We start from the raw sequence: 22009 nt of genomic DNA, 5'->3' as shown, positions 1-22009 counted from the left end.
TGAGAGGTTTACACAGAATAATTTACACTACCTTCGCATAATGAATGTTCCTCCTTGGTTTAGTGAATTTCATCAATCCAGTATCCATTGATATCATCTACAGTTTCTTGATATGCATTATAGTTGTTATGTATGTTTATGCAAGCGCCTATTAAAGTAGCAGCAGTGATTAATAATATCAATACTGTGGCTATTTTAAAACGTTTTGTTCTTTTTATTTGACGTACTAATTCATCTGTATGAACGGTTGATAAGTAGGCAGAGAATATTTCCTCGGGCTTTCCGAATTCTTCATGCAGGTATTCTAATGTAATTGATTGATCTTCTGGACAAGCATCAAAAATTGGGTAGTTGCTTAGAAACTTTTTTTCATTTTTAGTTATGACAGGAAAAAAAGATTTTACTTGGTTAAGATACTTTGTGCAAATTTTGTAATTATTTTGTCTGATTTCCATTAAGTTCATCTCCTATAAAATATATGGTATTTGGATCAGTGTTCATTTGAATGTTTGAATAAACTTGTTTTTGAAGATTATTCCATAAATAAAGCCTTACAGAAAATGTGATTATAAGTATTGCTGGAACAGTAACACAACATATAAATAAAATTTTTTTTATATGTTTTCTTTTTAAGCAATTTTTTAAATCAGATTCATTTAAGGATGATAAATATTCTTGAACAATCTGAGTAGGAGAACCGTATTCATGAAATAATTCTTGTAGGTTAGATATTTTATTAATATCACAGTACTCTATCAAATTATTATATAAAGACTTTAAATAAATTCTTTCTTTTTTCCTTATTATAGGAAATAACATTTGAGTTTGCTTGATATATTCTCGACAAATAGTATCCATTATTAACCTCCAGAAAATACTATTGATTTAATGATTCTAAAATTAGGGATACCCCTTTGCTTATATGATTATAATTTTGGGATAGCTGCTCCAAATATTCCAAACCACATTGTTCTAGGTGGTAATATACTCGTACTCTTTTTTTCCCAACCGTTCTACTGTATTCAGAAATATAATTTTCTTTTTCCAGTTTATAGATTGCAGTATAAATTGTTGCATGAGAAATCGATATTAACTCTAGGGATTCTTGTTGAATTATTTTAGTGATTTCATATGCGTAACTATCTTGATGTTTTAAGATGGTCAAAATTAACAATTCTGTTATTCCTGTCAGAAAATAGTTTCGGCTCATGGATGCCTCCATTCTTTTAATATTTAATATATACGATAAAACAGTAAATTAAGTCATAAACAAGATCGAGGCAGTTATTTTATAGAATTTATAGTGGCACTCCAATCTATATATAATAGTATACCCCAAAATAATTTTGTCAATTTATTATTTTGAAATAATTATTGTAAATATAATTATTGCGAAAAATATTATGGTGGCAAAAACATACTTGCAAAATAATATAAGGAATGATAATATTAAGTACATAGAAAATGAGTGTGCGAGTTAGAATGGGGAAAGGGGGATTCCGTTGCACTAGATAGGATGTTATGAAAAACATTGGTAAATAGAAACAAGTATGGGGTGAGTCTCGGTATGTAGAAGAAAGTAATATTTTGGAAATTATGATTTAAAGATGCATACGGGAAAAATAATTATTACTAGCAAAGGAGAAGAAATTTATGAAAAAAAGATTGGTTGATTTCCTGGATAGTTATGATTTATTAGACAATGATTCCGCAGCAGATATTGATAATTATTTATTGGTAAGTGAATAATGCGCAAACTTTTTCGGATTTTTTTGACAATTGTTTATTTTGTTATTTTTGTTTTTGTCATAAATAAATTAATTAATCATTTTCTGCCTATAAATCTTTTGACGGATATAATTACTCTTGTGTGTTGGGTAATTGCCTTGATTGCAAGTGTTGCTTTAGCAGAATATACAATGAAAAAGTTATAATATAATTTGATTTTAAGGGAAATTGTAAAAGTGGCAGAAGTCTAAAGGCTTCTGTCACTTTTTTGTAAAAATCACTGATTACATCGCTATTAATTTATATTCTTTGGTAATTATCAGACATAATATTTTATAAACTTTGTTGTAACAAAAGCCGGAAGTTCAGCGTTCAAATTTCACAGATCTTAATTTTGATGTTCGAATAAAAGAGGGAACAATTGAATATTCTTGTAGGGAAAGAATTTGGAATCGGGATTTCACAAAGAAAGGATGGTTTATACACAGGACGAGTTACAGATCCACGAACAGGAAAACGAATACAGAAGTATTTCCATAAACTTCAAGAGTGTCGGAAATGGGTAGCCGATACTCAGTATGAATTTGCACATGGGAATGTAGTTTATTCGGAAAATCCTACATTTAAGTTTTGGTTTTTTACTGGTTGGAATCTATAAAAGGTTCAAGTATCAAAGAGAATACATTTAGCAGCTATAAAAGCTTTGCAATACATCATATTTTACCAACTTTAGGACATATTACAATTCAAGAAATACAACAACAATGGATTTATATGTTGATCTATTTGACGATGTAAAATCTTTGGAAATTGCCAAAATACAGGGATATCTTAACGTTGGATCATTGGTGTAGAATTAGTAATAATTGAATCACATAAAGTCAGAAGAACTGATATGTAGTCATTTACCAAAATGCCAGAATATGCTATCATATTAGCAAAATATGTTATCATTTTAATAAAAAATCAACACTGAAACGAGGAACTGATATTATGAAATTGCAGCAGCTGCTAAGCCTTACCAGAAAAGCAGTCGATACTTATCACTTAATTGACGAAGGAGATCATATCGCCATCGGTTTGTCCGGAGGAAAAGATTCTCTCGCATTACTCTATGCCTTGCATGGCCTGCAGCGTTTTTACCCAAAGAAGTTCTCACTGACAGCCGTCAGTGTAGATCTTGGCATGGAAGGTTTTGATCTGACTCCTGTAACAAAACTGTGTAAGGAACTTGGAATTTCCCATCATATTATAAAAACGCAGATTCGTCAGATTGTTTTTGAAGAACGAAAAGAGAAAAATCCATGTTCTCTCTGTGCAAAAATGCGGAAAGGTGCTTTATATAATGCTGTCAAAGAACTGGGGTGTAACAAAGTAGCTTACGCCCACCACAAAGATGATTTTATTGAGACAATGATGATGTCCATGATCTATGAGGGACATTTTTACTGTTTCCCACCAAAAACATATTTAGACCGCATGGATCTGACAATCATCCGTCCGTTTCTGTATGTTGAAGAAGCAGATGTGATCGGTTTTAAAAATAAATACCATCTTCCGGTAGTGAAAAATCCATGTCCAGCGGATGGTGCCACAAAACGCGAATATATCAAACAGCTTATCCGAACTATCAACCATGAAAATCCGGGAACAAAGACGCGCCTGTTTACCGCACTGATCAATGGACATATTCCGGACTGGGAAGATCAAAATGAGTAACATTTTTTTGCTGATAAACGAAAAAGCAGTATCCGAACACAATTTTTTAGAAAGAATGATTTGATATGAAAGAACGAAAATACAGTGAGCAAATCAATATTGAAAATGAACAGAAACTGCGCGCACTTGTAGCTGAATTGCCACAGTTTTGCAGAGAATATTTTATTGGCATTGAGCCGTCAACATCGTCCCGGACAAGAATCGCCTATGCTTATGATCTTGGTGTATTTTTTCATTATCTGCATGAGAATAATTCCACACTATCGAAAATCGAAATCACGGATTTTTCCATTGATATTCTGGAACAGATCACACCGATGGATATTGAAGAATATCTGCAGTATCTGAAATTTTATACGCATAACGGGAAAGAATATACCAATGATGAGCGTGGTCAGATGCGAAAACTCGCCTGTCTGCGCAGTTTCTATAATTATTTTTTCCGCAAGGAAATTATTGAAAAAAATCCTGCTGCACTTGTGCAGATGCCTAAGCAGCATGAAAAAAATATCGTTCGACTGGATGTGGATGAAATTGCCATTTTATTGGATGAAACAGAATCCGGGGAAAAACTGACAGAACGCCAGAAAATCTACCATAACAAGACAAAAAAACGGGATATGGCCATTCTTACGCTTTTACTTGGTACCGGTATCCGTGTATCTGAATGTGTCGGTCTGGATCTGAATGATATCGATCCAAAAAACAACGGCATTAAAGTGCACCGGAAAGGTGGTTCCGAAGTCATGGTTTATTTTGGAGATGAAGTAGCGGAAGCATTGGATGCCTATCTGGATGAACGGCTGGAAATGGAACCACAGGAAGGCAGTACGGAAGCAGTGTTTCTGTCCATGCAAAACCGCCGGATCAATGTGCGGAGTGTGGAAAATCTTGTAAAAAAATATTCCAGACTAGTAACTACAGTCAAAAACATCACACCGCATAAACTGCGCAGTACCTATGGCACAACATTGTATCAGGAAACAGGTGATATTTATCTGGTAGCTGACGTATTGGGACACAAGGATGTCAATACGACAAAGAAACATTATGCCGCACAGGCAGACAGCCGCCGCCGAATGGCTGCAAGAGCTGTACAGCTGCGAGAAAAGCCGGTAAACACAGAGGAAGAAGGAATTCCACAAACAAAATCCTGATAGATTGCAGAATTTCATTGTGATTTTTCAAAAATCCACCCGAATTATGTATCTTTCCTCTTGTGCATTATTTATGACTGTGCTATAATTTTATCCGATATTGAAAAAAGCGATGAAAGAACAAGTACTGTATGCAGAAACATTCCAGAGAGAGTAGCATTGGTGAAAGCTGCTTATGCGAATCATACAGGAAGACCAGTCTTGAGCTGTGCGTGAAAAATCATATCCGTTGCAGATTGTTCCGGATTTTTTTAAGCGTTACCGTATGGCCGCGTTACAGGCTAAATCAAGTAAAACATTAAGGTGGAACCGTGTATCATATGCACCCTTAAGTATATCTGGCAGCAGGTATTCTTAAAGGTGCTTTTTTAGTTTATAGTAGCAGATCAATAAACAAGGTTCTGGAAAGGAAAAACAATGGTTAATTTTAAAGAAGACGAGCAGTTAAATATGCTCAATCATTCCTGTGCCCATCTGATGGCTCAGGCAGTCAAACACCTGTATCCACAGGCAAAATTCTGGGTTGGACCAGTCGTTGCAGAGGGATTTTACTACGATATCGATCTCGGTGATGATGTTATCCGTGATGAGGATATCGCAGCAATCGAAAAAGAGATGAAAAAAGTTGCCAAATCCGGTAAAAAGATCATTCGTCATGAGATTTCCAAAGAAGAAGCTCTGGAAATGTTCAAAGATGACAGCTACAAACTGGATCTGATTTCCAATCTGGAAGACGGCAATATTTCCTGTTATACACAGGGAGATTTTACAGATCTCTGTCGTGGACCTCACGTTGACAATGTAAAATTATGCCGCCATTTCAAACTGATCAGACATTCCGGTGCTTACTGGAAAGGTGACAGCAAAAACAAAATGCTGCAGCGTATCTACGGTGTATGTTTCCCGACAGCAGAAGAGTTGGAAGCACATCTGCAGTTATTAGAGGAAGCAAAAGAGCGTGACCACAGAAAAATCGGTAAAGACATGGGACTGTTCATGGTAGATGATCTGGTTGGACGTGGACTTCCGATGTTCCTTCCAAAAGGATATGTGATTTGGCAGGAGCTGGAAAACTACATCAAAAATAAAGAGCGTAAACTTGGTTATCAGCACGTTATGACACCATGTGTTGGTACTGTAGATCTGTATAAAACATCCGGACACTGGGATCATTACAAAGACAATATGTTCCCGGCTATGGAAGTAGAGGGTGAGTCTTTCGTCTTAAGACCGATGAACTGCCCGCACCATATGATGATCTATGCAAACAGAATTCATTCTTACAAAGATCTGCCGATCCGTATCGGTGAAATTGCACATGATTTCCGTTTCGAGGCAAGTGGAACATTAAAAGGTATCGAGCGTGGACGTCACTTCTGCCAGAACGACGCACATCTGTTCGTTACTCCGGAGCAGATCAAAGATGAGTTCTCCAAAGTCGTAGATCTGATCTTCTCTACTTACAAAGATTTCGGTATCACAGACTACAGATGCGTTCTGTCTCTGCGTGATCCGGAAGATAAAGAGAAATATCATGATGATGATGAGATGTGGAACAAAGCAGAAAACGCACTTCGTGAGGTAATGGATTCCCTTGGTATCGAGTATACAGAGGAAATCGGCGAGGCTGCTTTCTACGGACCGAAACTGGATGTAAACGTAAAACCGGCTGTTGGTAATGAGTATACACTTTCTACCTGCCAGCTCGACTTCTGTCTGCCGGCTAAATTTGAGCTGACTTATGTAGACCGTGATGGTGAGAAAAAGACACCTGTTGTACTTCATCGTGCAATTCTTGGTTCTCTGGATCGTTTCATGGCTTATATCCTTGAGGAGACAAAAGGAAACCTGCCGACATGGTTAGCACCGGTTCAGGCACGTATCATGCCGGTTAAAACAGATGATCCGGAACTGAATGCTTATGCGCAGAAAATCTATGATGCACTGGATGCAGCAGATGTCCGCGTAGAGTTAGATGACAGAGCTGAGAAGCTTGGTTACCGTATGAGAGAAGGACAGGTTCAGAAAGTTCCTTATCTTCTTGTTATTGGTATGAAAGAGAAAGAGGACGGAACCGTTGCATACCGTCTCCATGGTCAGAAAGAGACAACCGTTCTTCCATTAGACGAGTTTGTTGCAAAACTGACAACTGAAATTGAAACAAAAGCAAGATAGGATTCTGCTGAAAAGAATCTAAATGTGACAAGGTTAAAGGCTTTCTTAGCTGTTATTGCATAAAAGTAATAACTGGCAAAAAAATTCCTTACCGTAGATAATAAAAAATGAGTTCTGCTTTCTGTATATAATGTACAGATAAGTGGAACTCATTTTTATGTATCTCTTTTAATTAGGAATTTTCGCTACTATTCTATATACAATAAATAATTTTTATTCCGGAATCCCTATTTTTTCATTTCTTCTAAAAACAGTGGAATCAGTGGATTTTCATTTTTCCTTGAATAAATCACATATAAAATCTCCTGGATACCATCCGTTTCCAATGGTATATAAGAAAGATTTAACGGCATAGGTGCCTTTTCTACTTCCAGTTCCGTCAAAATCCCGATTCCCATACCTGCAGCAACCATAGTCTGTATCGTAGCTGCATCATCGTTTGTCCGGGAAATATTCTGCATCAGATCATTCCGCAGATACCCCGCCGGAAAATCATGGGGAAATTCTGATTTACTGCGGCTGAAATTGTGGATGATCAACCGTTCGTATTTTAAGTCTTCCTGTGTGATCATTTCACGATGACTCAACGGATGCTCCGGTGGAATCACTGCAAAAAACTGATATTCTCCAATTTTTTTGATTTCTGTCGTATCCGGATAAGAGAGCAGTGGACTTTCCACGTTAAAAATAATATCATATTCCCCCATTAGGAACTCATCATGCAAAGCTACCGCATTGTCCCGTTTCAGATCAATGCCGATACCCGGATATTTGAAATAAAAATTTTGTACATTTCTTGGAAAACTTCCCATCTCCATACATTTGATATAACCGATCCGCAGCGTTCCTTTCTGACCACGCTGTACGGAATGTACCCGCTCAATAGAATCGCTGACTTTTGCCAGAATCTGTTCCGCTTCCCGCATAAATACCTGTCCGGAATCCGTCAGTGAGATACGATTATTTTTCCGAATAAACAGATCCAGCTTCAGTTCTTTTTCCAGACTTCGGATCTGCTGTGTGATGGCAGACTGTGAGACAAAAAACATCTCCGCTGTCTTGGAAAAATTCAGATTATGTGCCGCAGATACAAAATACTCTAACTGTTGTAATGTCATGTTTCCCCTCCATTTTTCTTATACTTTCCAGGAAACAGTATCAAATTTTCCCGTAGTAATACAAATTTAAACTACTAATATTGTGTCTTTCCATAAGTTATACTAATACTAGCATCTTTCTTTCCTGTTTGCAACAATACCCGGATACCATTATAATTTTTAGTATCAAAGAACAATTCCGTTACGGATTTTTGTACGAAGAAGGAGGATTTTTTATGGGAGAAATCACGTATCAGCCGCTGCGCAGTCTGATTTATGTGGACTGTGTTAAGGAAGAGTACCGACACAAATTACAGCATTGGCTTTATTACTATCATGCACCGGAAAGCATTGCAAAATTTGAGCCATGGGTAACAAAATATGCGTTTTACAATGCACTTCCGACACCGTCGCAGGGAGAGCGTTTCGGTACATACCGTATGCAACTGACCGAGCATTACTGGATGGTGAATCCGATGAGTCAGGAAAGTCTGGTAAATTCACTGAACGAATATTTCCCGATCGATTCCATGATCTGGCAGGGAACACTTCCGGAAAATGCCAAAGAGGAGGGATTTATGGCAGACGGAGAAGCCGCCCGTGCTTCCGGTGGTGATAACGGATGCCCGCCGTTTATTTTTGCATTTTTACCAATTTTCTGGGAACAGGATCTCAAAGGTGCAGGTCGTACCATGGTGGATGGGCCAAACTATCGTTGGCAGTTTCTGGTTTCTTATCCGGAAGGACACAAGGAAGATGGTGATCAGTGGATGATGAATGAAGTATTGCCTGCCTTTGCCGCAATGCCAGAAGTTACCCGTATGATGACAAGTAAAGTCAAAAAAGAAATTAACAACTGTCATATGGACCGTTGTGTGGAAATGTGGTTTGATGGCCCGGAAGAATGGTATCACTGTGCAGTAGAAAATACAGCTTCTTTTAAAAAGCCGGAATGGGCAGAGTATGATAACTTTCCTTATCTGCGCCCACAGTTCCAGTTTGCAAGCCTGTTTTTAACCGATATCGCAACCAGTGACAATTTGAAACAGTACAGAGGCTATCTGCCGATGCGCTAATAGTTATTTAGGAGGAAAGGTCATGAAGATTTTAGGTATTTCAGGTGGTAACAAAAATGGTGCCAACGATTGCATGTGTAAAGAAGCGTTACTTGCAGCAAAAGAGCAGGGTGCTGAGATTGAATTTGTACGTTTGATGGATCTTGATATCAAACACTGCACCGGATGTAAGGCCTGTGTTATGAGCCTGTTTTCCGGCAGAGGAAACATGTGTGTATTAAAAGATGACTTCCAGTGGTTATTGGATAAAATGCTGGATGCAGACGGAATCATCTTTTCTATTCCGATCTTTGAAAAATGTGCAGCAGGTATTTTCCATACTATTATGGACCGTTTTGGACCGCGTATGGGCTTATCCAACAACATTGTTGCGGACAAGATCTCAGCAGCAAACGGCGGCAGACGGATCGATCCAAAATATATGAAAACAAGAGCTGTTTCCTACATGGGAATCGGTGGTTCTGACTGGGCAACACAGATTCAGAATGATTTCTATCTGCATGCGCTGACTCCGATGTGGAAAGTCATCGATAACGAAGTATTTATGTGGTCTCTTGGTATTTTAACTGATGATTCCAAAGTAGCCCGTGCTCATCAGATCGGTGTAAACCTTGCAGAAGCTGCAAAAGATATCGAACATGCGACGTGGAAAGGTGAGGACGGTGTCTGTCCGCATTGCCATTCCAGAAACTTCTACATTGAGGGAGATGCAGTGGCAGTCTGCGGTCAGTGTGGTATCCGCGGTAAATTAGTAACAGAGGATGGCAAGGTTCGCTTTACCTTTGATGAATCCCAGATTGAGCATGCACATGATACTTTAAGCGGTCAGTTCATTCATGCGGATGATATTCAGAATAATGAGAAAAATGCAGGTGCTGCTGCAAGAAGTGATGAGTATAAAGCAAAAGTACAGCGTTATGCTGAGGCTATCACAGCAGTAAAACCGGAATAATAAATTAAAAATATGTAAAAAATATAACAGGAAAAGTCCGATATGTTGTTTTAACAACATACAGGGCTTTTCTTTTTGGTTATAATGTGATCAGTATTTCGATAACAGAGATTTTTACAAAATAATTTAGATATATAAAATGTAGTGATTTTGAATAAAATATGTTGGTTTATGCCAACCAAAGTCACATACATTCATGTTAAATTATTAATCACTGATTTTATCAAAAATATACCCAAAACATATTTACAGCAAAGGAGAATTTTTATTATGGAACAGAAAATGTTTTGCTACCAGTGTGAACAGACTGCCGGATGCAACGGTTGTACAGGAGCCGCAGGTGTCTGTGGAAAAGATGCAACTGTTGCCGCTTTACAGGATGAACTGACCGGCGCCTTGATCGGTCTGGCAAAAGCCTGTGGAAATAACCCGAAAACAGAAAATACCGACCGCATCATCATTGAAGGATTATTTACAACCGTCACGAATGTAAATTTTAACGCAGAAACACTAACTGCTATGATCCAGGCAGTAAATGAAGAAAAAACAAAAGTTGTACCAAACTGCAGCAGCTGTATGTCACCATGTGGAAATACGTCCAACTATGATATGAAAAATCTGTGGAACGAGCCAGACGAAGACATCCGCTCCCTGAAATCCCTGATTTTATTTGGTATTCGTGGTATGGCAGCTTACGCTTATCACGCAATGGTTCTTGGCTATACAGATGAAACCGTCAACAGCTTCTTTTACAAGGCGCTATCTTTTATCAGCTATGATCTGGAAATGGAGCATCTGCTTCCGGTCGTTCTGGAAGTGGGAGAGGTAAACTTAAAATGCATGGCATTGCTGGATCAAGCGAACACCACTACTTACGGTACACCGGTGCCAACCAAAGTGCCGCTTACCATTGAAAAAGGTCCATTTATCGTTGTCACAGGACATGATCTCAAAGATCTGGAGCTTCTTCTGGAACAGACGAAAGATAAAGGCATCAACATTTATACACATGGAGAAATGCTGCCAGCCCACGCTTATCCGGAATTAAAGAAATATCCGCATCTGAAAGGAAATTTTGGTACTGCATGGCAGAATCAGCAAAAAGAGTTTGACCATATTCCGGGGGCAGTTTTATTTACAACCAACTGTCTGATGCCGGTAAAACCAAGCTATGCCGATCGTGTGTTTACCACAGAGGTCGTATCTTATCCGGAAATGGTTCATATCGATGAAAAGAAAGATTTTACACCGGTAATTGAAAAAGCTCTGGAACTGGGCGGATATGACACGGATCAGGACAAAACAGGCATCAACGGCGGTCATTTTGTTATGACCGGATTTGGACATGGAACCGTATTAAGTGTTGCCGATACTGTCATTGATGCCGTAAAATCCGGTGTAATCAGTCACTTTTTCTTAGTTGGCGGATGCGATGGAGCAAGAACTGGAAGAAATTATTATACAGAGTTTGTAAAACAGACACCGACAGATTCCATCATTTTGACTCTGGCTTGTGGAAAATATCGCTTTAACGATCTTAATCTTGGTGAAATCGGCGGATTGCCACGAATTATGGATATGGGACAGTGTAATGATGCGTACAGTGCCATTCAGGTTGCGGTTGCACTGGCAGAAGCGTTCCAGTGTAATGTAAATGAACTTCCATTGTCTATGGTGCTTTCCTGGTATGAGCAGAAAGCGGTATGTATTTTACTTACTTTATTACATCTTGGAATTAAAAACATTTATCTTGGACCAACACTTCCGGCATTTATTTCACCGAATGTGCTGAATTATCTGGTAGAAAATTATAATATTGCGCCGATCAGCACACCGGAAGAGGATTTAAAAAAGATTTTAGGATAAAATATTTTAATCTATATAGCAAGTAGTCGGATAAATTAAATTATTCGACCACTTGTTAGTGGATTACCATGGAATTTTAGATATTTATGAGACGGGAGTGAAGCTCCTTATAGAACGAGATATAGAAATAACGAAAACAAAAGATAATGTTTTTATATTTTCATGGCTTCATAATTATGATATAATTTTTGTAATCTAATATAGTCGGATAATTAAATTTATCCGACTATATCAAGAAGTCTATTATTAAAAATAAAATATTATAAAGGAATCGAAACATGCCAAAATATAAAGAGGAGCAGGAGAGCAGATATATTTCACGAACGGTGGCTATTTTATCAGAGTTACCGGAATTTTGTACTGTATTTTATGATAAAAATCAAACTACATTTTTACCCAAAACACAATATGATTATATGAGAGCCATGCGGAGCTTTTTGACTTACCAGCAACAATCACATCCATATTTTAATGATCGTGAACTTGCAGACTATACGCTGGATGATCTGGAGCATCTGACCGTCAAAGATGCTAATAATTTTATCGAATGGCTACAGCAAACAATGTCTGTTTCATCTGTAAAAACCCGCATTTCCTGTATTTCATCCATTTTTACCTTTTTTGCGCGAAATGGGCAATTAACAGGAAATCCGTTTCTTTTTGCAAATCGACCAGATCAAGGCACCGATGTTAATAATGCGATGAAGAATACAAATAAAGAATATTTGGCAGGTATAACTGAAAAAGTTGAAAAAAATAAATCTACAGACAAGAAAATTGATACAAATATAGATACAGATCTAAATGCAGACATAAATAGAAATCAAACATTGTCAGCAAAGAAAAAGCAATTTGATGATCAATATGGATTACGTGACGAAATTATTTTCCAAATTTTAAAAGAAACTGAAATTCGAATTTCTGAACTGGCTGAATTAAATATTCAGGATTTTGATTTAAGGAATTACAGATTTTATGTTTACAGAACCAAACAGCGATCTACATGGATTACAATGTCTGAGGCATTAACAGATTTGATTAAGAGATATCTGGAAGAGCGATCGGCATATCTATTTGAAAAAGATGCTGAAGCAATGTTTTTGGTGACAATTGGTCGTTATAAAGGCGCAAGGCTCGGTGTTCGGTCGATAGAGCGCATCGTTTCAACTATTCGCAAAAGACAGCTTTAACGAATAGTTGGGACAATTTCAACGAGAAGAATCAAACAAAGTGTGTATGTTTTGAAAATTACTTTTCTTAACTTACACACTTTATTTTTCGCCTTCACGAATTGTGATTGTCTATATATTATATTATAACTCTGTCATCTGGTTACAACCAATGAATCTGTGTCGTTGCCCTTGGATGCTGCGGTGCATTATTATCTTTTGCATATCCAAGCACACATGCAAGAAATCCATACCTTCCAACCGGAAGTCCAAGCATATCGCAGAAATCCTGATTATTTACCATATTTTCTGTAACAGAAATAATCTGAAAATCCAGATTTAATGCAGTAGCTTTAATCCACATATTCTGCATCATATGTGCAAGACTCTGATGTTCTGCCCTTCTGGCACCACGCCACTCGGCCGCAATGATCAGACAGGGTGGATTTGGGAAGGTACTTTCCCCGCATTCCGCAACATGTTTCCACAATTTTTTGACCCCTTCTCCATTTTCTTTCAAAAAAGGGTCTGTCTCTTCTTCTTTGATTCTTGCATCTAAATCTACCTGGCTCTGCTGCCTGATAAATGCATCTATTTGTTCCATTTTCGGGTCATCCTTTTTAATTACAAAAAAATGGCGGAACGGTGTAACTGCTTTTGCATCAATGGATGCATATGGCGCGATACATCCAGCCTGGATTACTTCTTTGATTTCATCATCAGTCGGCACGTTCTCTGCAAATGCCCGACAAGTTTTTCTGGCATTTAATATACGATCTAATACCTGATTATCTTCTTTTGTAAACATATTTTATCCCTCGCGTTCAATTTTTATTTATTCATTATATCAAAAATATCCAATGTCTGTCTATAACGAGAGGTTACCGGTTTTTATCCTCTGTTAATTATTTTTATTCGTTAATGTTCCCACATATTCTCCATTATTATATACAAATGGACCGGCTTCTCCCTCTTCTCCGAAATACTCCGGTCTCAGTGAAAGAATATTAAGCAATTCATCCATATTATGCACCTTTGTTGCCTGATACGGTTGTTCAAATGCAATTTTTTCTACAAATAAATAATATTCACTGCATTTTATTAATAAACCAGTATGTCCTACGAAAATAACATCAGAATCCGGATCATATATTGCAATACTAAGCAGCGAGATCCTGTCACTATCTATTTGAAATCCATAATGCTTCCAGTTATCAGAAAATGTTGTTTCCGGATGTTTCTCATCAATAACATGCTTTTCCCCATATAGTGTAGTAAACATGTTTATCTTCTGTTTTATTATTTTATATCTGTCTGCATTATCTATTGCTTCCGTATCGAACATCAAATACGTACCGTTATAGTCAGCTTCTGTTGATTCCGCGTGAAGCAGCCCATCCAGCAGAAGAAAGGCTGTCATTCTGCAATCGGTGTCTGAATAGTCATGATTTTTTTCCCAACCATCCATACATTTACCGGTATCAGTATGCATTTTTTCAGGGTCTGACCAGCTATCTTTTAACTTTGCATTCTTTCCGGCAGAATCTGCGAAATCAGTCACCCATTCTTGAAATGTATCTACATGTGAAGCTCCCGCAGAACTGAGTTCTTTGCAAATCTCTGTAATAGTATTGTTTCCTCCCATATAAGTTGCTGTTGGCAGTTTCTCTTTTTTTACGCCTTCCTGCTTAGATTCTTCAGTAACACTTGTTGCGACATTATCGTGATTTATCTCTTTACTTGCACAGCCTCCAATCCATCCGATACAAAACACCATGCCAATTATGATCGTAATTAGTTTCCTCTTCATTACAATACCTCATCTTCTTATTATTAGTACTCGCATGTACTTTTTCAGAGTATATTACTCTTTATACCATGTAAATAGAATATCAAAAAAATTAAAAAAATATTTATTTTTTGTTGTAAATACTATGCCTATATGCTTTTGTGATACCAGGACGGATAAATCGCTAACAATAGCATGCAAAAGTCTCCGTCTGAGAAAAACACACAAAAGATACGGAACATCAGTTCTCTTTTTGACTATAATACAGCTAATAAAAGTGACAGAAGTTTTTTATCTCCTGCCACTTTTATTAGCTGTATTTTCATATGATACTTTTCACTACTTTACGTCTGCTATTATCTGTTCCAGGCTTCTCAATGCCCCCTGCTCTTTTTCATCTGACAAGTGTTGTAAATGTCTCTCCATTTCCGTCTAATGCCTGATCATGTTCTGTTTCGACTGCAAGCGTATCCGTATCAATCTGTATCTGCATCCGCTTTGGCAGCATCCGTCCATAAAATTTCCTTTTGATTTTCCAAGATCAGCTTCGATAATTCTTCCTTATTCATTACACTCATATAAGTTTGTCCACCAATTCTCTATAATTTTCCGTTACATATATAAGACAGTTGAAACCTGCAAATGGTTTTCTAAAATTTACATCAAGTCGAATATGCATGTTATCTGCATCTTTTTATAAAGAAAAATTGCAGAGAGCAAAACCCTCTGCAATAATCAATCTCATTATTTTCATCCTATCCTTGCTAAATCTGCTGTTTTATACTATTTACTTCCAATTTTCCGTTTTCCATCTCATACACTTCATCACACAAAACCTGAATATCCTCTGCATTATGACTTGCGATCACAATCGTTTTATGATCATTCTTCATGGATAGTAATAACTGTCGAATTTCTTCTACACCATTTTTATCCAGACCATTCATTGGCTCATCCAGGATCAGCACAGACGGTGATTCCAGATCAGCCCATTACATTATATTTTTGTACTCTATAAATCTATGATTTTATCATCAATCTGAGAGGTTTACACAGAATAATTTACACTACCAGGAATCTCCTGAATTTGATTCTTTTTTCATGATATCTGCTCTCCTTAAATTATTTACAACAATCCCCGTCACCGCATCCAAGGCAAGTAAGGGATTCTATAAAGTGTTTGTAATTCATCAATGTCTCACAATTCAAAGAATAGTGATGCCATTTTCCTTCCTTACGATCATTCACAAGGCCGCATCCTACCAATATCTTCATATGATGGGATAAAGTTGGCTGGGTAATTTCAAATCTTTCCAAAAGTTTACACCCGCACTTTTCTCCATCCGACAGCATCTGTACAATTTCCAGCCGGTTCGCATCGCCCAAAGCCTTGCATATCAAAGCCACATCCATTGCATTCATATTGACACCTCACATTGATCATTGTCTATATTCAATATGATATATACATAGATATTTGTAAATGTATGTATTTAAAAAAAGAGAATCAAGTTTTTGATTCTCTTCATACATTCATTATAGCTTTTATCATCCATTTTATTTACCCCAAACAGCCGCTGCATTCGACCTTACAAGCAGTTCTTCCACAGGCAGACCAATCGGACAAATATCATGACAAGATAACGACTTCCCGCATCCTTCAAAAAATCTCTTCTTATATTCAGCAGAAATCTCATTCAAATGAGTGCTTTCCTGTTCTTCATTCAGAATCCGAAATGCGTTGACTGCAGCAACAGTGCCTGCGAAAGCCCCATTTGCAGAGAAGTTAGGACACACTTCAAGGCAACAGCCACACATCAGACAGCGTGCCGACTGGTATCTCGGTTCATGTGTCCACGAACTCATATAAGCTTCACTTTCAAGCCAAAGGTTCAGTTTTTTCAAATTTTCAAACAGATTTGACCGGTCAACGGTCAAATCTCTTACAAGCGGAAATTTGCTTAAAGGTTCCAAGATGATTGTAGAACCTTTTAACGTATGTAGAAATGTAGAGCATGCCAACCTCGGACGTTCGTTAATCAGCATGGCGCAAGCCCCACATTTTCGCATCATACAGCTACATTCCCAGCTGATGGGAGTAACTATATTTCCTGAGTTATCTTTCAAAGGGGTTCTACTGTTCAATTCCTTTAGAACAGTGGCAACAGAGCTGCTTTTGCTTCCGTCATACTCAAATTCCTGCCAATAACTGTCTGATTTCTGACTCTCCTGCCGCCTGATTCTTATTTTATATACCAAGTGAATCACCGCCTTTCTGGAACAGGTACAAAGGAAATCTGTATCTGCTTTCCATCAAATCTGGCTACCGTTGTTTTAAGGTAATCATCGTCATTGCTCTTCGGATAATCCTCCCGCCAGTGTGCACCACGGCTTTCTTTTCTTGCAAGAGCACTCTTTAGAACTGCCATGCCAAGCAATGGAAGATTTCCTGTCAGCGCTTGTACCGTTTGAATCCCATTTAACAACGTATTCTCATTTCTGACAACGCCCATAGTCTCCTGCATCACTTTGTTTAATTGCTTTATTTCTGAAATTTGAGACGCTGGTGGAAAATCTATCTGTGTCGCACAAGATAGATCTACTACATCTGCCTGTTCGCATGCTGATTTTGCCGCAACACGTCCTCCGTATAACGCTCCTAACAGAGAATTTCCACCAAGGCGGTTGGCACCATGATATTGGGCACAGCATTCTCCGGCAGCGCAAAGATTCTGAATCGGCGTTCTGTGCTGCTCATCCACCAGAATGCCTCCCATAAAATAGTGAATTCCCGGTAAAACAGACACCGGTTCCTTTCGTATATCTTTATGCAGATAGGTCATACAATCGTCTGCCAGACCAGATAGCTTATTTGAAATAATCTCCTCCGATATTTCCGTCATGTCAAGAAATACCTCTGATTCATGGCTGACCTTCCATATCTCTCTGGCGGTAATATCTCGTGGCATCAGATTTCCAAGCTCCGGGTATTTTTCCTCCATGAAATACCATTGTTTTCCATCTTTCATGGCAAACAACCTGCCACCTTCCCCTCTGGCCGCCTCGCTGATGAGCATGCGTTTTCCACCACATTTCACAGTTGTCGGATGATACTGGATCATCTCGCCATTTGCCAGAGGAACACCAAGCCGGAACAATTCTGCGGTGACTTCTCCTGTATTGCTCAGCGAACCCGTTGTATTTCCAAACAATCCGTGCATACCACCGGTGGCAACAATAACCGCATCCCCCGGTAATTCCACAGTCTCCTGACTGTATTCATCCCTGATTACGCAGCCACAACAAATATTGCCACACAGACGAAGTGTTAGGAAAGAATGATGGCTGAACCGTTCTACCATACCAGATGCTTCTTTCCTGCGAACAGCGTCTATCATAGCTGTCATGATCTGCTTCCCGGTATCGCTCTGTGCAAAAGCAGTCCGTTTCTTTTTCTGCCCGCCAAAATTCCGCAGATCCACATCATCATAGCCACTCATGTTAAATTTAACTCCAAGTTTTAGCAGCCAGTGCACCAGCTCCGGTGCTGCCTGTGTCATTCCCCAAACTGCATTTGGATCAGCCAGACCACATGCTGCCTTTATTGTATCTGTAAAATGTTCTTCGGGACTGTCGTTTTCATCTTTTGTATTCAAAGCTGCGTTGATACCGCCCTCCGCCATAACAGACTGTGCCCGCTCTGACGGAAGGGTGGAAACCAGTTTTACATTGCATCCATTTTCCGCTGCCTGCAAAGCCGCTGAAAGTCCTGCCAGTCCAGCACCTATAATAATAATTGTCTTACTCATAGATATTGCCACCCAATATAATATAAAATAACCGCTCCCGCTATAAAAAGAAGAAGCACCGAAAGGATCAAATAAATATCACTCCTTCGTTCTTTATAACTGATGATTCCCAGTGATACGAGCAATGGGCGGATATTGATAAAAATATGAACAAAGATTGCCGCTACGAACAAAAGCTGAGTTACCATCTTTACCGTTGTAAAAGGGAACAAAATATATGTCCCATTCTGCACCTTTCCAAACAAGCCAATATGGAATAACAGCAGAATCAGTATTGCCATCCCACTGGCTCGTCTCGCCCAAAATATGACGTTTTGTTTCAGATACATTTTTCCTGATTGCTTCGCTGTCTGTAAACTCTGAACTGTCAGGATGACACCAATCACCGTATGCACAACAAGAATACCAACACCAATCCATGCAAGAAGTTTCCCTGCACTACTTCCAACTCCGTTCAGCATAAAGCTGCCCATGATTCCATGAATCATAAAAATGAGAAGCATTAAAACAGACAAAATCGTATTCCATTTTCTCATAAATTCCCGCTCACCTCATTTCTTCGCTGTCCATGATCATATAGTCCATCTGTGTTAGCGTTGTAACGTCAATAAAATCATCCGATGCCAGGAATACATCATACTTTCCACTTACCACTCTTGATAACATCATTGTGTTACTGTACTCTTTCAGATCTACGGAAAAACCGGCCTGTTTCAACCTGTCACAGAGTTTCTTAGCATAACTGACAAGCGGATAATCCGTCTCAGATACATATAACCGAAAACTAATGTCCGTTTTCATGAGATCTGTTTCATTTGTTTCCGAATCGTCCAGTGCCAATTCTTTTAATTTATTCCGGGTGTTCTCGTTGTCGAGACCATCTGACATCATATTAATACCGAGAACATAAGAGCCTTCCAACTGTGCGGAGGCTTGAGCCGCCTTTTTTGACTTCGGTGTTGCTCCTGTGACTGCATCAATCATAGAAGGCGGTGAATGTAAAATGACACCAAAACCTACAAGAAAAACAATCGTAACAACTAACAGAATCAGTTTTCGTTTCACATTCCCACCTCATTTCCTATTTTTTCAAAATTCTCATTGCGTTCAAAACAGCAATTATGGTAACGCCTACATCACCAAATACAGCTTCCCACATTCCCGCAATACCAAGAGCGCCAAGAATCAGGAACACACTCTTAATCCCAAGAGCAATCACTATATTCTGCATGACAATCTGTTTTGTCGCTTTTGCTACTTCAATCGCGTCCACCAGCTTAGACGGTTCATCTGTCATCAGAACTACATCTGCTGCTTCAATGGCCGCATCCGAACCAAGCCCACCCATTGCAATACCAACATCTGCACGGGCAAGGACAGGAGCGTCATTGATACCATCACCAACAAAAGTCAATTTGCTTCCCGGTCTCTTTTTACTGTCTAAAAGCTCAACCTTTTCCACTTTTTGGTCAGGAAGCAGCTGTGCATAATATTCATCCAACTGCAATTCTTCTGCAACAGACTTCCCTATTTTTTCATCATCACCGGTAAGCATGACTGTTTTTTCCACGCCGATATGTTTCAGATCAGAAATTGCTTTTTTACTGTCCGGCTTCACTTCATCTGTTATCAAAATGCATCCGGCATATTGACCATCTACTGCTACATAAACCTTTGTACCAACTTTTTCACAGGCTGTGTACTCCACATGCTCTGAATCCATAAGTTTCGTATTGCCAGCATAAACTTTCTTCTTTCCTGCCATGGCACTGATTCCATATCCGGAAATTTCCTTGTAATCAGAGATAACTGATTGGTCAATTTCTTTTCCATAAGCAGAGAGAATGGATTTTGCAATAGGATGGTTAGAAAAGCTCTCTGTCTGGGCCGCATACTCCAGAACCTGTTCTTTTGAAAATCCATTTGCAGGCAGAATATCAGTCACATTGAAAACACCCTTTGTAAGTGTTCCAGTTTTATCGAACACAATAATGCTGACATTATTAAGCGCCTCTAAATAATTACTTCCTTTTACAAGAACACCTCGTTTAGATGCCGCACCAATACCTCCGAAGAAAGTCAGCGGGATTGAAATGACCAATGCACATGGGCAAGATACCACAAGGAAAACAAATCCTCTGCGAATCCACTCTGTCCAACCTCCACCAAGAAGGATCGGTGGCAGAATTGCCAGAATAGCTGCTAAGATTACAACAACAGGAGTGTAATAACGTGCAAATGTAGTAATGAAATTTTCTGTTGGTGCTTTTCTACTGGACGCATTCTCCACAAGATCAATAATCTTTGAAGCAGTAGATTCACCAAATGCTTTCGTTGTCTTAATCGTTAAAACACCCGTCTGATTCATACAACCGGAAAGTGCTTCGTCTCCTTTATGAACGCTTCTCGGAACCGATTCTCCAGTTAAAGCCCTTGTATCTAGCATAGAATCTCCATCCAATACCACACCGTCTAATGGGATTTTTTCACCAGGCTTTACAATAATAATCTCACCAATGGCAACACTTTCAGGAGATATGGTAATCAATTCTCCGTTCCTTCTGACTGTAGCACAATCCGGACGTATATCCATTAAATCTGATATAGATTTTCTGGAACGCTCAACAGCCAATGACTGGAAAAATTCACCAACTTGATAGAACAGCATAACAGCAACTGCTTCCGGATATTCACCAATGACAAAAGCACCAATCGTAGAAACGCTCATCAGGAAATGTTCATCAAACACACGTCCCTTTGAAATATTCCTCACAGCTTGCCATACAACATCCCCGCCAAGAATAATATAGGAGACAATGAGAAAAACTAACTCGACAGGCAGTGGCACTTTCGCAAAAACTGTCAATGCCATACCAATACCATAGATTGCTGCGCCAATCGCTAAACGAATCGTCAACTTCTTGTCCTCATTGTTATAGGATGTATTGGTATCCTGTTTTTTTGCAGGTATATAGTATTCCTGTGCAATTTCGGAAACTTCTACATCTGGCTCATGGCTGTGGACAATCGTTTCAATCTGACTGGCTATTGTATTTGCGGCAACTGGAGCAACATTGATTGTCAGCGTCTGCTTCATCAAATTTACAACTGAGGATTGTACTCCATCCAATTCTCCGACTTCTTTTTCAATTTTTGCAGAACAATTCGGACAATCCAATCCTTTTAACGAATAACTCTTTGTAACATTCATAACGGTTTCTTCCTGAACTTCCACATCTGGCTCATGACTATGAACAATCGTTTCAATCTGACTGGCTATCGTATCTGCGGCTGTCTGAGTAACATTGATTGTAAGCGTCTGCTTCATCAGATTTACCACTGAGGATTGCACTCCATCCAACTCTCCGACTTCTTTTTCAATTTTTGCGGAACAATTTGGACAGTCCAACCCTTTTAATAGAAATATGCGTTTCATGATAATCTTGTATGATAATTAGGAAGTTAATTATCA

The 22009-nt window shown here is 38.6% G+C and carries 21 protein-coding genes; 8 read left to right on the top strand and 13 right to left on the bottom strand.

The features are described from left to right. Positions 1-59: 59 nt before the first annotated feature. From HMPREF0373_RS10645 to HMPREF0373_RS10635, 3 genes are read right to left on the bottom strand one after another with little or no spacing between them, the layout of a single operon-like run. On the bottom strand, positions 60-455 hold the full coding sequence (locus tag HMPREF0373_RS10645; protein ID WP_021739719.1) for a DUF6120 family protein: 396 nt from the start codon (positions 453-455) through the stop codon (positions 60-62). Beyond that, a complete protein-coding gene (locus HMPREF0373_RS10640) occupies positions 436-858 on the bottom strand; it encodes a DUF6120 family protein (RefSeq protein ID WP_021739718.1) in 423 nt (140 codons plus the stop codon). The genes HMPREF0373_RS10645 and HMPREF0373_RS10640 overlap by 20 nt, the downstream gene beginning before the upstream one ends. 19 nt (positions 859-877) lie before the next feature. Then, entirely contained in the window at positions 878-1210 is a 333-nt protein-coding gene (locus HMPREF0373_RS10635; RefSeq protein WP_022034942.1) for a PadR family transcriptional regulator, read from the bottom strand. 1148 nt (positions 1211-2358) lie between these two features. On the opposite strand from HMPREF0373_RS10635, the gene HMPREF0373_RS17795 reads away from it, so the two are divergent. The 4 genes from HMPREF0373_RS17795 (at position 2359) to thrS (ending at position 6779) form a co-directional block, all read left to right on the top strand. Then, positions 2359-2526 carry a tyrosine-type recombinase/integrase gene (locus HMPREF0373_RS17795; protein WP_081695257.1) on the top strand — a complete coding sequence of 56 codons (168 nt, stop codon included), beginning with the start codon at positions 2359-2361 and terminating at the stop codon, positions 2524-2526. 195 nt (positions 2527-2721) lie between these two features. After that, a complete protein-coding gene (locus HMPREF0373_RS10620) occupies positions 2722-3447 on the top strand; it encodes a tRNA lysidine(34) synthetase (RefSeq protein WP_021739714.1) in 726 nt (241 codons plus the stop codon). Between the two features lie 65 nt (positions 3448-3512). Then, a complete protein-coding gene (locus HMPREF0373_RS10615) occupies positions 3513-4604 on the top strand; it encodes a tyrosine-type recombinase/integrase (protein WP_021739713.1) in 1092 nt (363 codons plus the stop codon). A gap of 417 nt (positions 4605-5021) precedes the next feature. Further along, positions 5022-6779, top strand: a complete 1758-nt coding sequence (thrS, locus tag HMPREF0373_RS10610; protein WP_021739712.1) for a threonine--tRNA ligase — start codon at positions 5022-5024, stop codon at positions 6777-6779. Between the two features lie 227 nt (positions 6780-7006). Here the strand turns inward: thrS and HMPREF0373_RS10605 are convergent, their stop codons facing one another. After that, positions 7007-7897: a LysR family transcriptional regulator gene (locus HMPREF0373_RS10605; protein WP_021739711.1), complete on the bottom strand. Its 891-nt coding sequence runs from the start codon at positions 7895-7897 to the stop codon at positions 7007-7009. 215 nt (positions 7898-8112) lie between these two features. On the opposite strand from HMPREF0373_RS10605, the gene HMPREF0373_RS10600 reads away from it, so the two are divergent. From HMPREF0373_RS10600 to HMPREF0373_RS10585, 4 genes are all read left to right on the top strand, one after another. Continuing rightward, positions 8113-8952, top strand: coding sequence for a hypothetical protein (locus HMPREF0373_RS10600; RefSeq protein WP_044963987.1), 840 nt, complete (start codon positions 8113-8115; stop codon positions 8950-8952). Between the two features lie 22 nt (positions 8953-8974). Beyond that, the gene (locus HMPREF0373_RS10595) at positions 8975-9904 is read left to right on the top strand and encodes a flavodoxin family protein (protein WP_021739709.1); all 930 of its coding nucleotides are present in this window, start codon (positions 8975-8977) and stop codon (positions 9902-9904) included. Positions 9905-10174: 270 nt separating this feature from the next. Continuing rightward, entirely contained in the window at positions 10175-11770 is a 1596-nt protein-coding gene (gene hcp / locus HMPREF0373_RS10590; protein ID WP_187118760.1) for a hydroxylamine reductase, read from the top strand. 278 nt (positions 11771-12048) lie between these two features. Further along, positions 12049-12960 (top strand): tyrosine-type recombinase/integrase, encoded by a 912-nt coding sequence (locus HMPREF0373_RS10585; RefSeq protein WP_021739707.1) that lies wholly within the window; start codon positions 12049-12051, stop codon positions 12958-12960. 142 nt (positions 12961-13102) lie between these two features. Here HMPREF0373_RS10585 and HMPREF0373_RS10580 read toward each other — a convergent pair whose 3' ends face one another. The 9 genes from HMPREF0373_RS10580 to HMPREF0373_RS10540 form a co-directional block, all read right to left on the bottom strand. Continuing rightward, positions 13103-13747: a nitroreductase family protein gene (locus HMPREF0373_RS10580; RefSeq protein WP_021739706.1), complete on the bottom strand. Its 645-nt coding sequence runs from the start codon at positions 13745-13747 to the stop codon at positions 13103-13105. Positions 13748-13840: 93 nt separating this feature from the next. Beyond that, positions 13841-14749, bottom strand: coding sequence for a DUF4300 family protein (locus HMPREF0373_RS10575; RefSeq protein ID WP_021739705.1), 909 nt, complete (start codon positions 14747-14749; stop codon positions 13841-13843). Positions 14750-15492: 743 nt separating this feature from the next. Further along, a complete protein-coding gene (locus HMPREF0373_RS10570) occupies positions 15493-15696 on the bottom strand; it encodes a P-loop NTPase family protein (RefSeq protein ID WP_021739704.1) in 204 nt (67 codons plus the stop codon). A gap of 154 nt (positions 15697-15850) precedes the next feature. Continuing rightward, the gene (locus HMPREF0373_RS10565; RefSeq protein WP_005330972.1) at positions 15851-16150 is read right to left on the bottom strand and encodes an ArsR/SmtB family transcription factor; all 300 of its coding nucleotides are present in this window, start codon (positions 16148-16150) and stop codon (positions 15851-15853) included. A 135-nt stretch (positions 16151-16285) separates the two neighbouring features. After that, the gene (locus HMPREF0373_RS10560) at positions 16286-16996 is read right to left on the bottom strand and encodes a succinate dehydrogenase/fumarate reductase iron-sulfur subunit (RefSeq protein WP_021739703.1); all 711 of its coding nucleotides are present in this window, start codon (positions 16994-16996) and stop codon (positions 16286-16288) included. Next, positions 16993-18537 (bottom strand): FAD-binding protein, encoded by a 1545-nt coding sequence (locus HMPREF0373_RS10555; protein ID WP_021739702.1) that lies wholly within the window; start codon positions 18535-18537, stop codon positions 16993-16995. The genes HMPREF0373_RS10560 and HMPREF0373_RS10555 overlap by 4 nt, the downstream gene beginning before the upstream one ends. Then, the gene (locus HMPREF0373_RS10550) at positions 18534-19073 is read right to left on the bottom strand and encodes a hypothetical protein (RefSeq protein WP_009203875.1); all 540 of its coding nucleotides are present in this window, start codon (positions 19071-19073) and stop codon (positions 18534-18536) included. The genes HMPREF0373_RS10555 and HMPREF0373_RS10550 overlap by 4 nt, the downstream gene beginning before the upstream one ends. Positions 19074-19083: 10 nt before the next feature. Beyond that, a complete protein-coding gene (locus HMPREF0373_RS10545) occupies positions 19084-19602 on the bottom strand; it encodes a DUF6921 family protein (RefSeq protein ID WP_008703789.1) in 519 nt (172 codons plus the stop codon). Between the two features lie 16 nt (positions 19603-19618). Then, entirely contained in the window at positions 19619-21973 is a 2355-nt protein-coding gene (locus tag HMPREF0373_RS10540) for a heavy metal translocating P-type ATPase (protein ID WP_021739701.1), read from the bottom strand. Between the last annotated feature and the right edge of the window lie 36 nt (positions 21974-22009).

Source organism: Eubacterium ramulus ATCC 29099, assembly GCF_000469345.1.
Classification (GTDB): domain Bacteria; phylum Bacillota; class Clostridia; order Lachnospirales; family Lachnospiraceae; genus Eubacterium_I; species Eubacterium_I ramulus.
The sequence above is the reverse complement of the archived record's forward strand: the minus strand, read 5'-3'. Positions and strand labels throughout refer to the sequence as shown.